Source organism: Micromonospora sp. DT46 (genome assembly GCF_049841735.1).
GTDB lineage: Bacteria > Actinomycetota > Actinomycetes > Mycobacteriales > Micromonosporaceae > Micromonospora > Micromonospora reichwaldensis.
The window spans coordinates 53,079-61,869 of sequence record NZ_JBNCKW010000009.1 but is presented as its reverse complement, the minus strand read 5'-3'; the positions used below and the strand labels follow the sequence as shown (position 1 = coordinate 61,869).

The following is an 8,791-nucleotide window of genomic DNA, read 5'->3' as shown; positions in this document are numbered from 1 at the left end:
ACCTGCAACCCCGATCCAGTGCGCGAGGTTGTGGCGGGTGGCCAGGATTTCGGGGTGCTCGACACCCTGGACCTGCTCGTAGATGGGGAGCAGCTCGGCGAGCAGGTCGCGGGCGCCGGCCGGATCACCTGCCTTCCCGAGCCAGTACGCATGGTGGTTGCGGGTGTCCAGGGTGTCGGGGTGCTCGGCGCCCAGGACCTGCTCGTAGATGGGGAGCACCTCGGCGAACAGGTCTCGGGCGCCGGCCGGATCACCCGCCGCCCCGGTCCAGCGCGCGAGGTTGTGGCGGGTAGCCAGGATTTCGGGGTGCTCGACACCCTGGACCTGCTCGTAGATGGGGAGCAGCTCGGCGAACAGGTCTCGGGCGCTTTGGTGGAGGCCGGCTTCGCCGAGATAGCGGGCGGTTTTTTGTGTCAGGCCGCAGACGTCGATAAGTGTTTCGTCGCTGGTATCGGGGTGCGTGGTGGCTTGGCTGTGCAGGTCGGTGGTGTGCGGGGCGAGTGTCTGCCAGATGGGCCAGGTCGTGGGGTTGTCGGCGTCGAGATTGGTGGTGCTATTCAGCAGGAGGGTGATGGACACGGCGAGGTAGGTGGTGTGCCGCTGGGTGGTGTGCAGAGGTCGGCGGCTGGTGTCGCGGATGAGTGGATGCAGCCGCGCGAGGGTCACGGGTGTCGAGCGCTGGGTTTGTTCGAGGGTGACCAGTCCTACACCGGTCAGGGCTTGCAGGAGCGTGGCGAGGTGCTCACCGGTGAGATCAGGCAGGAGAGCGGTGGCGGCCAGGGTAGCCGGGTCGAGCAGGTGGGTGGGGATCGGGGCGTCGGCGAAGGTGGCCAGCAGCCGCAGCAGGGTGCGGGCCTGCGGCAGGCCTCGCCTGTCGAGTAGGTCCAGCGACAGTTCCCAGGTCCGGTCGATGGTGCGGCGCGCCTGCGCCTCGCTGAGTGCGCCCGCGGCCGGTGTCGGTGTTGGTGTTGATGTTGGTGTGTCGCCGGTGTCCAGTGCGGTGCGGTACCCGGCGAACGTCGCGGGTGAGCCGGCGACCCCGGTGCGGCGGACCTGGCTGATGGTCTGACCGGCGATACCCAGGGCCAGAGGTAGCCCGCCGAGGCGTTCGGCCAGTGCGGTGGCCTGCTCGACAGTGCCTGCGGCGGCGCCGGCGTGGTCCAGGAGCACGGCTGCGCTGTCGGCCGGGGTGAGCATCCCCACCGGATGCAGTCGGTACCAGTCGCCACGGTCCCCGCCGTCGTGATACCGGGCGGCGGGCCAGGTGGCGGGATCGCCGTCGCGGGTGGTGAGCAGCAGCAAGCCGCGGCGGTGCGGGACGGGCCGGAGCCAGCCGCGCCCGGCAGTGACCGGTTCGTCGGGTGGGGTGAGCAGCCGGGTGTCGTCGGCGTTGTCGATGACCAGCAGCCAGCGCTGCGGCAACTGGTCCAGCATTCCCCAGACCAGGTCGGGGCCGCTGCCGGTGTCGGACCAGGCGTGCTCGATATCAGCGGCGGACGCGCCCAGCTCGGCGGCGAGCTGCCGCATCCCGGTATCCAGCTGGGTGGCCGTGGCGGCCGATACCCACCACACTCGTACCCCGGCGCGAGTCAGTCGGCCCGCGACCAGCTGCGCGACGGTGGTTTTACCCGCCCCGCCCATCCCGTGCAGAATGTTGACCCGCGGCCGGTGACGACCCCGCCAGCTGTATAGGGCGGTCATCTGGTCGACCAGCCGGTCACGTCCTCGGATGTCGCGGTCGGTCACTTGCGGCGGGCGAAGCGACGCAATCGCCGGGCGGGTAGCGCCGGCTCGCCGGGGGACGAATATGTGCCGCACCGTCGCACCGAGCCCCGGCGGGTTGTCCGTGCCAGCCATGCGCTGCTGGATCACCGCTAGCAGCATCAGCAGCAGAACGGACGTGGCCACCACCGACCAGATCACCGCCGGGCTGTGCGCCCACCGCCAGGCCGGCAGCATCCCAGTCCCGATGTTGGTCGCCGCACCCAACGCCGCGGTGAGCACGACCACCACGGCTGCCATCGCGGCCAGGACCGCACCACGGCCACGCTGGCCAGGGCCGCTCACGAGCGCCCCCGCAGGCCGATGTCGCGGCCGGCTCGTTTCTGCTCCACCGGCCGCAGCTGCCACCTCCACGCCGCACGCGGAATCGCCCCGAACACCCGCGCCCGCTCACCAGCCGGATCCAACTGCTCCCGGGCACGCGCGGCCCGATGCCGCAGCCACTCCAGCACCAGCACCCCGACGACCAGCAGCACGAGCGTGCTGAACACCACCGGCCGCCACCACGGCCGATCCACCTCGACCACGTTGGTCGCCAGATTCCCGACCAAGGCCAACGCAACCGCCAGCAAGGCCGCTGACACCGGTGAAGGCGCCCGCCACCGTTCACCCATAGATCAACTCCGACAGTCGAGGGCAACCCCACCGCCGTTGTACCAGCCCTATGCCATGAGCCACCGTGAGGACCGGCCGCCGAAGATATGCCAGTGGAATGGTCGTTCTGCGCCAACATGATCACCACCGGCCCTGACCGCCCCGACCAGCTCAAAGAACATCAGCGGACGCTCGTCGACGCTCTCACCGGCGCCTGTCCACAGATGACCGCGCTGGCCGGCTTCATCGGCTCGTTCGCCGCACTCCTCACGCCCGCCGCCGGCAACGACGACCGTCTCACCGCGTGGATCGCCGAGGCCAAGACCATCGACCTGCCCCACCTGCACACGTTCACCCGCGGCCTCGGCCTGGACCGTGACGCCGTGAACGCCGCCCTGACCTACCCCTTCCACAACGGTGGCACCGAAGGCGTCAACACCAAAACCAAACTGATCAAGCGACAGATGTACGGACGCGCGGGCTTCACTCTCCTGCGACACCGCATCCTGCTCGGCTAACCAGCACCCTCCGTCACCACCGAATGTGAGACAGAGCCGAATGTGAGACAGAGCCGTTAGATCCACACTCCCGGCATCCGCCCGTAGCGGACGCTCCGCAGTGAGCTTAACGAAGTCCTCGCTGGCACGGCGCTCCGTAACGCCGTAGACCGCCCGCTAAGGGCTCTCGCCATGGTTGTCCATCATGAACGACGTGTGGAGATTAAGCCGTGTGATGCGGGTGCCGGTGGTCACCGCCGCGCACCGCGCCGAGCACGGCAGGGTCTGGGTGTTCGACCCACAGGCCATCACCCACGAACAGCAGAGCTGGTGGTGGAACCCGCTGGAAGCCGTCGGCGGGATCGAGGACGCCCAACGACTGGCCGACCACTTCGTTCAACAGATCCGCAATGGCCGCGGCGGCGACGACTTCTGGATCCTCGGCGCCTTGGACCTGCTGACCTCCCTGATCCTGGCGGCCGCGCTCGACAGGGGCACGCTCACGTCGGTGCAACGGTGGCTGTCGGACTCCACTGCCCGGGAACCCGGCGAGATCCTCCAAACCCAGGGGCACGCCGCGTCCGCGCGGGCCCTGGCGGGCCGGCAGGCCGGCGCGCCAGAGACCCGCGAAGGCCTGTACGAGACGGCACGGACCGCAGCCGCCTGCTTGGCCAACCCACAGATCATGGCCTGGGTCACCCCGCCAAAGCATCGGGTGTTGCCGGTCCTCGACGTGCGGGCATTCCCCGGCAGCGCAGACACCATGTACCTGCTCAGCAAGGACGGCGCCGGTAACGCCGCCCCGCTCGTCGCCGGGCTGGCCGACCAACTACTCCGGGAGGCGGTGCGCACCGCCGAGGTGCGCGGCGGTCGACTTGACCCGCCCCTGGTCGCAGTGCTGGACGAGGCGGCAAACATCTGCAAAATCCGCGACCTTCCTGACCTGTACTCGCACCTGGGCAGCCGGGGGGTGATCCCACTGACGATCCTGCAGTCCTACCGGCAGGGCGCCCGAGTGTGGGGCGACAAGGGCATGGACACCCTCTGGTCGGCGGCCACAGCGAAACTCGTGGGCGCAGGAATCGACGACGCGAAGTTCGCCGAGGACCTGTCCCGGCTCGTCGGTGACCATGACATCGCCGTGGCCTCCCGCACCCGTGACGGTCGGGGCGGTACCTCCTGGCAGACGTCGGTACGGCGCCAGCGCATCCTCGACGCCGCCCAAATTCGCGCCATGCCCAAGGGCACCGCGCTACTGCTGGCCACCGGCATCCGGGCCGTCATGCTGGACCTGCGGCCCTGGTACACCGGGCCACTGGCCGCAGAGCTCGCTGCGGCGGCAACCGCCGCCGAGGCACGGATCACCACCAACGCCAACCGGAACCACCACGGGATGACGCGTCCTGAGGAGGCGACGACGTCGTGATGGCCTCCCCTGACCCAGTCCGAGCGGGCAATACCGACCGGGAGCACGATCCACGGCGACTCCTTGCCGCCAACGAAGCCGCGGTGGCCTGGTTCCGCGGCCAGCTCGCCGCCACCGAAGAGCCGCGCCGCTACCTGACCAGCCGCGCCCTGGGCACCCTGGTCGACAGGGAATGGCCCTGGCGGGTTGGCTACGCGCCACGGACCTGGTCGGCCTTGACCGATCACTTGAGGGGAATGGACTTCTCTCCCGAGGACCTCGTAGTCGCGGGGCTTTCCAAGCCCACCCGCGACAACCCGGACCGGTTGATCGATGTGTTCCGCGACCGGATCATCTTTCCCATCCGCGATCCCGACGGACACGTCGCGGCGTTCATCGGCCGTGCCAGCGACCGCTCCTCACCGCCGACCCGCAGCTGCCCAAGTACCTCAACACCCATGAGTCGCCCCTCTACCACAAGGACAAGCTGCTCTTCGGCGTGGCCGAGCAGCAGGACCGCATCCGGGCCGGCTGGCAGCCCGTACTCGTCGAGGGCCCGGCGGACACGATCGCCATCTGGCTCTCGTACTCCCGCTCCGGCCTTCCCGGGGGCGGTCGCGGTCGCACCGTGTGGCACGGCCTTCGGCGCAGCCCAGGCGGCCATCCTCCGTTCGATGCCTGGATGCCGCGACGCGATCGTGGTGGCCTTCGACGCCGACCCGGCCGGACGCAGGGCCGCCGACACCGCGTTCGACCTGCTACGACAGCCGGGCGCGCAGGGCAGGCTGCTCGCCGCCGAGTTCGCGACCGGCGCCGACCCGGCCGACCTGCTCGCCCGGCCCAACGGTCGCGCCCAGCTGCGCGCCGCGCTGCGACACCAGACCCGGCCGCTGCTCTTCGCCGTCGTCGACCACCACCTCGACCGCCTGCTCGGCCGCAGCCCGCAGCTGCTCGACGACATCGGGGGCCGCTACGAGGCGGCGCGGATCCTCTCACCCCGGGTGCTCGACGCGGCAGGCCCTGGTGAGGCGTACCGGTTGGCGCAGCACATCGTCGAGAGGACCCGGATCGCCGAGCGGTCCCACGACGGTATCGGCACGGTGATGGCCTACGCCGCAGACGGTCTACTGCGCCAGATCGGTCATTTCCCCGCAGGACTCGACAGCGGCTCCGCCGACTCAAACGTTGGTCGCCCCCGCCCGAGCGCGGTTCCACCGCTGCGATCCGTACCCACCGCTCCTCGGGCACTTGCCGACCCCTCTCGGCCTGGGCCCGCGTATATCAGTCAGCGCGGCCCACGCCAGCAGCGCCGCATAGCATGAATGAGGACGATGCTCGATTCAGCACGAGGGCTCTGCTTGCGCTGCATCCGCAGTTGCCGAACCTGGCCCACCAGGACGCCCATGACTGGCCCCACGGAGATCCGATCTCAACGAGCCGAGTCATGTCGCGTAACGGGAGGAGCGACCGGCGCCGACCGCCTGAATGCCCGCTCATGCCGATGACAGGAAGTTCAGAAATCGACGACCATGCATTTGCATGCCCATTCGAACTCTGTTGGCTCTATGGGGCGCCGTTGGTGAGCAGGAGGTAGAAGACCTCACCTTGGTGGAAGAACGTTGCGGTGTCGGCCGACTCGCAGCCTTCGAAGTACGCGGGCTGGTACGGCTCGTCGGCGTGCTCGTCCATGCCCCGCAGGAAGTCCGGCCGTACGGTGCAGAACTCCCACGGTGTTTCGGTCCCCGACCGCCGGTCCGGCTCGACGGGACCAAGGCCGCCTCCGGAGTCGAACACGTGCCGGAGGAACTCCCCGGCCAGGTCTCGCGCGCGGTTCTCGTCGAGGTGGCGGCGGTAGGGGCTGCAGGCGCTGGTGAGCATCCATCGCAGGCGGGCGGCCATGCCGGCGCCGTCGAGTGGGCTGAGGGTCAGTCGGAACCCGTCGCGGACCAGCGACCCCGGGGCGCCCGCAGCCGGGATCGGCGCCGCTGCGGTCGGCTCATACGGCATTTCGTGGAACATCCACCAGCCGCGCGCCCGGTCCGCGGTGAGCATCATCTCGTGGAACAAAGGGGCGCGAAGGAAGTCGGACAGGATCGCTGCCCGGTTGCCCGGTTGTACCGGGACGTCGGCGCGGACCTTGAGCATAAGCGTATTGCTGTTCATGACCTCGTCCACGGCGTCGAGGAACGCCTCGATCGCCGGGTGGTTGAGGTCAGCGAGCAACGAATCCATGAAGCGAGCTTCCATGGTCTCGGCACCGTCTGTCACCCGGGTGAGACGGGCACAACGCCCATCCGCTGTTGCCGCGTACGGCGCTGCGCGGAGCGTGATGCCCTCGGATGCTGCAGTGCTCACCCGGCGTTCGGCCAGGTTCTAGGAACGGCGGGATAAGAGCCTGGTAAATAAGGGTTTCAGGTGTGTTGGTGGCGGGCGAGGCGGCGGGCCATGACGATGATCATGGCCCATTGGACCATCGCGGCGTGGTGGCCGGGTAGCCGTTCGTAGTCGCGGATGGTGCGTCGGCACCGGTTGATCCACGAGAAGGTGCGCTCGACCGCCCATCTGCGGTGTAGGACGACGAAGGTGGTCTGTCCGGCGAGTTTGGCGACGATCTGCACGGTCAGGGTGAGGTGGGTGGCGGCCCAGGTGACGAGTTTGCCGGCGTAGCCGCTGTCGGTCCAGGTCAGCTGGATGGTGGGGAAGCATGCGTGTAGCGCCCACAGCAGGGGTCCGGCGCCGTCACGCTCTTGGACGTTGCCGCCGGTGACCAGGACCGCAAGGAGCAGTCCGCAGGTGTCCACGGCGATGTGCCGTTTGCGGCCGTTGACCTTCTTCCCCGCGTCGTAGCCGCGGCTGGGGCGGCCGACGGTCTCCGCGGCGCGTACCGACTAAGAGTCGACCAGCGCGGCCGTCGGTTGCCGGTTACGTTCCTCGATCTGCTCACGTACCTGTTCTCGCAGGCTGTTGTGCATGCGGTGCAGCGTTCCGTCGGCGGTCCAGGTCTTGAGTATTGGTAGACGAGCTTGTGGTGGGGAAAGTCGGCCGGTAGCGCGTCCCACTGGCAGCTGGTGCGGTCGAGATAGCGGATGGCGTCCACGATGTCGCGGCGTGGGTAGATGATCGGCGGGCCACGTCCGGTGCCGGCCGGGACGTACGGGGCGAGGACGGCCCATTCGGCGTCGCTGGTGTCGGACGGGTAGTGCCGTGGCCGGGCGGTGGGCAGGTGAGCATCGAGGGTGGCCGGGGTGGTGGATGCGGCGACACCGGCGACAAGGTATACAGACAGGGTTGGGCCTTCGGTCGTGCTGGTTTGTCGCCTTTGCTCGTACCGGAGGCCTTTCCCTATGTCACGCAGCCACGCCGACGCCGTCACGGTTGTCGATCTGCACCGACCCCGCCGGCCTCCCGAAACCCTTATTTACCAGGCTCTTACTCCCAGAACTCATTAGGACGGGCGCGGGCCCGCTGTCCGCCACGCTCACCGAGGTGGGCGTCTGCGGATTTTCGCCGACCCGGCGTCCGGCAGATCGCTGCCCGCAGGTGACACAGGATTACACGGCCAAGTGGATTCCAGCCGGCGTGTTTGACGACACCGCGCTGGTGAAGGTCCGGTCACCGGCGAATCTTCCGGGGCGTGATCATGAGGGTCAGGCCGTCGAGTAGTCGTTCGAGGCCGAAGGCGAACAGTGACTCGAGATCGAGCTCCGTGCCCGGTTCCGTGATCTGGGCGATCAGCGGCCCCTCGATGGGGAGCCGGGTTTTGATCCACTGCTCGCTCGTCATCCCCGTGTCCAGCTCAGCACCAGCCTCGCTCTCGATGTTCACCGCCGTCCCTCGCACGTAGTTGACCATCGTGGCGTAGACGTGAAGCCGTGTGCGCGGGTCCAGGTCGAGGCCGTCAAGCGCGCGCAGGGTCCACAGTGCGTACGCCAGCAGGCCCGGCAGCGTGGCCGGCCGGGTGATGGACACGAGCCGTGGCAGCCAGCGATGGCGCTGGTAGGTCGCCCACTGCAGCTGAGCGGCCACCCGCAGGTGGGAACGCCATCCCGGCGGCGGCTCCGGATACTTGATCTCGGCGAATGCGGCGTCGGCAATCAATTGGGTGAGCTCGGCCTTGGCGTCGAGATACCGGTAGAGGGTCATGGTGGCGACCCCGAGCTTGGCCGCCACCGCCCGCATGGACAGGGCGGCCAAGCCGTCGGCGTCGGCGATCTCCATTGCCACGCGGACGACTCGGTCGCGTTCGAGACCGCCGGCCGAACGCGAGGGCAGTCTCCGGCGAGCGACCACGGCGCCGACCCGAGGCACGGACTCGATGGCGTCTGCCTGCTTGAGGGCGGCCAGCGCCTTGGTGGCCGTCGCCATTGCCACGCCCCACTCGCCCATGATCGCCCTGGTGGTGGGGATGGGATCGCCGGGCCGCAGCTCTCCATCGGCGATGCGCTGCTCGATGTCGGCGGCGATCTGGAGATACGGCGGTTGGAGATCGTTCACGACGTCATGCTGCCATGCC

At 68.9% G+C, this 8,791-nt stretch carries 6 protein-coding genes and 3 pseudogenes; 3 read left to right on the top strand and 6 right to left on the bottom strand.

Features of this window, described 5'->3' with window-relative positions:
- Positions 1-2,022: tetratricopeptide repeat protein (locus ACLQ20_RS24750; RefSeq protein ID WP_425857803.1), on the bottom strand; the 2,022-nt coding region annotated here is incomplete at its 3' end.
- Between the two features lie 41 nt (positions 2,023-2,063).
- Positions 2,064-2,300: a hypothetical protein gene (locus ACLQ20_RS24745; RefSeq protein ID WP_151452516.1), complete on the bottom strand. Its 237-nt coding sequence runs from the start codon at positions 2,298-2,300 to the stop codon at positions 2,064-2,066.
- 237 nt (positions 2,301-2,537) lie between these two features.
- Between ACLQ20_RS24745 and ACLQ20_RS24740 the strand changes: the two are divergent.
- The 3 genes and pseudogenes from ACLQ20_RS24740 to ACLQ20_RS24730 form a co-directional block, all read left to right on the top strand.
- Positions 2,538-2,894, top strand: a pseudogene (locus ACLQ20_RS24740) (transposase); the annotation flags it as partial.
- 184 nt (positions 2,895-3,078) lie between these two features.
- Positions 3,079-4,299: a type IV secretory system conjugative DNA transfer family protein gene (locus tag ACLQ20_RS24735; RefSeq protein ID WP_358120987.1), complete on the top strand. Its 1,221-nt coding sequence runs from the start codon at positions 3,079-3,081 to the stop codon at positions 4,297-4,299.
- Positions 4,299-5,600 carry a toprim domain-containing protein gene (locus ACLQ20_RS24730; protein WP_425857909.1) on the top strand — a complete coding sequence of 434 codons (1,302 nt, stop codon included), beginning with the start codon at positions 4,299-4,301 and terminating at the stop codon, positions 5,598-5,600. Before ACLQ20_RS24735 ends, ACLQ20_RS24730 begins: the two co-directional genes overlap by 1 nt.
- Positions 5,601-5,841: 241 nt before the next feature.
- On the opposite strand, the gene ACLQ20_RS24725 is transcribed toward ACLQ20_RS24730, so the two are convergent.
- From ACLQ20_RS24725 to ACLQ20_RS24710, 4 genes and pseudogenes are all read right to left on the bottom strand, one after another.
- Positions 5,842-6,546 (bottom strand): hypothetical protein, encoded by a 705-nt coding sequence (locus ACLQ20_RS24725; RefSeq protein ID WP_425857802.1) that lies wholly within the window; start codon positions 6,544-6,546, stop codon positions 5,842-5,844.
- A 143-nt stretch (positions 6,547-6,689) separates the two neighbouring features.
- Positions 6,690-7,148, bottom strand: a pseudogene (locus ACLQ20_RS24720) (transposase); the annotation flags it as partial.
- Positions 7,149-7,294: 146 nt separating this feature from the next.
- Positions 7,295-7,651, bottom strand: a pseudogene (locus tag ACLQ20_RS24715) (transposase); the annotation flags it as partial.
- Between the two features lie 239 nt (positions 7,652-7,890).
- Complete coding sequence (locus ACLQ20_RS24710; RefSeq protein WP_358120975.1) at positions 7,891-8,772, bottom strand: GntR family transcriptional regulator; 882 nt, start codon at positions 8,770-8,772, stop codon at positions 7,891-7,893.
- Positions 8,773-8,791 lie beyond the last annotated feature (19 nt).

Coding starts and splice junctions, on each gene's coding strand:
- ACLQ20_RS24735 (WP_358120987.1), top strand. CDS start 3,079: ATGAACGACGTGTGGAGATTAAGCCGTGTGATGCGGGTGCCGGTGGTC.
- ACLQ20_RS24730 (WP_425857909.1), top strand. CDS start 4,299: ATGGCCTCCCCTGACCCAGTCCGAGCGGGCAATACCGACCGGGAGCAC.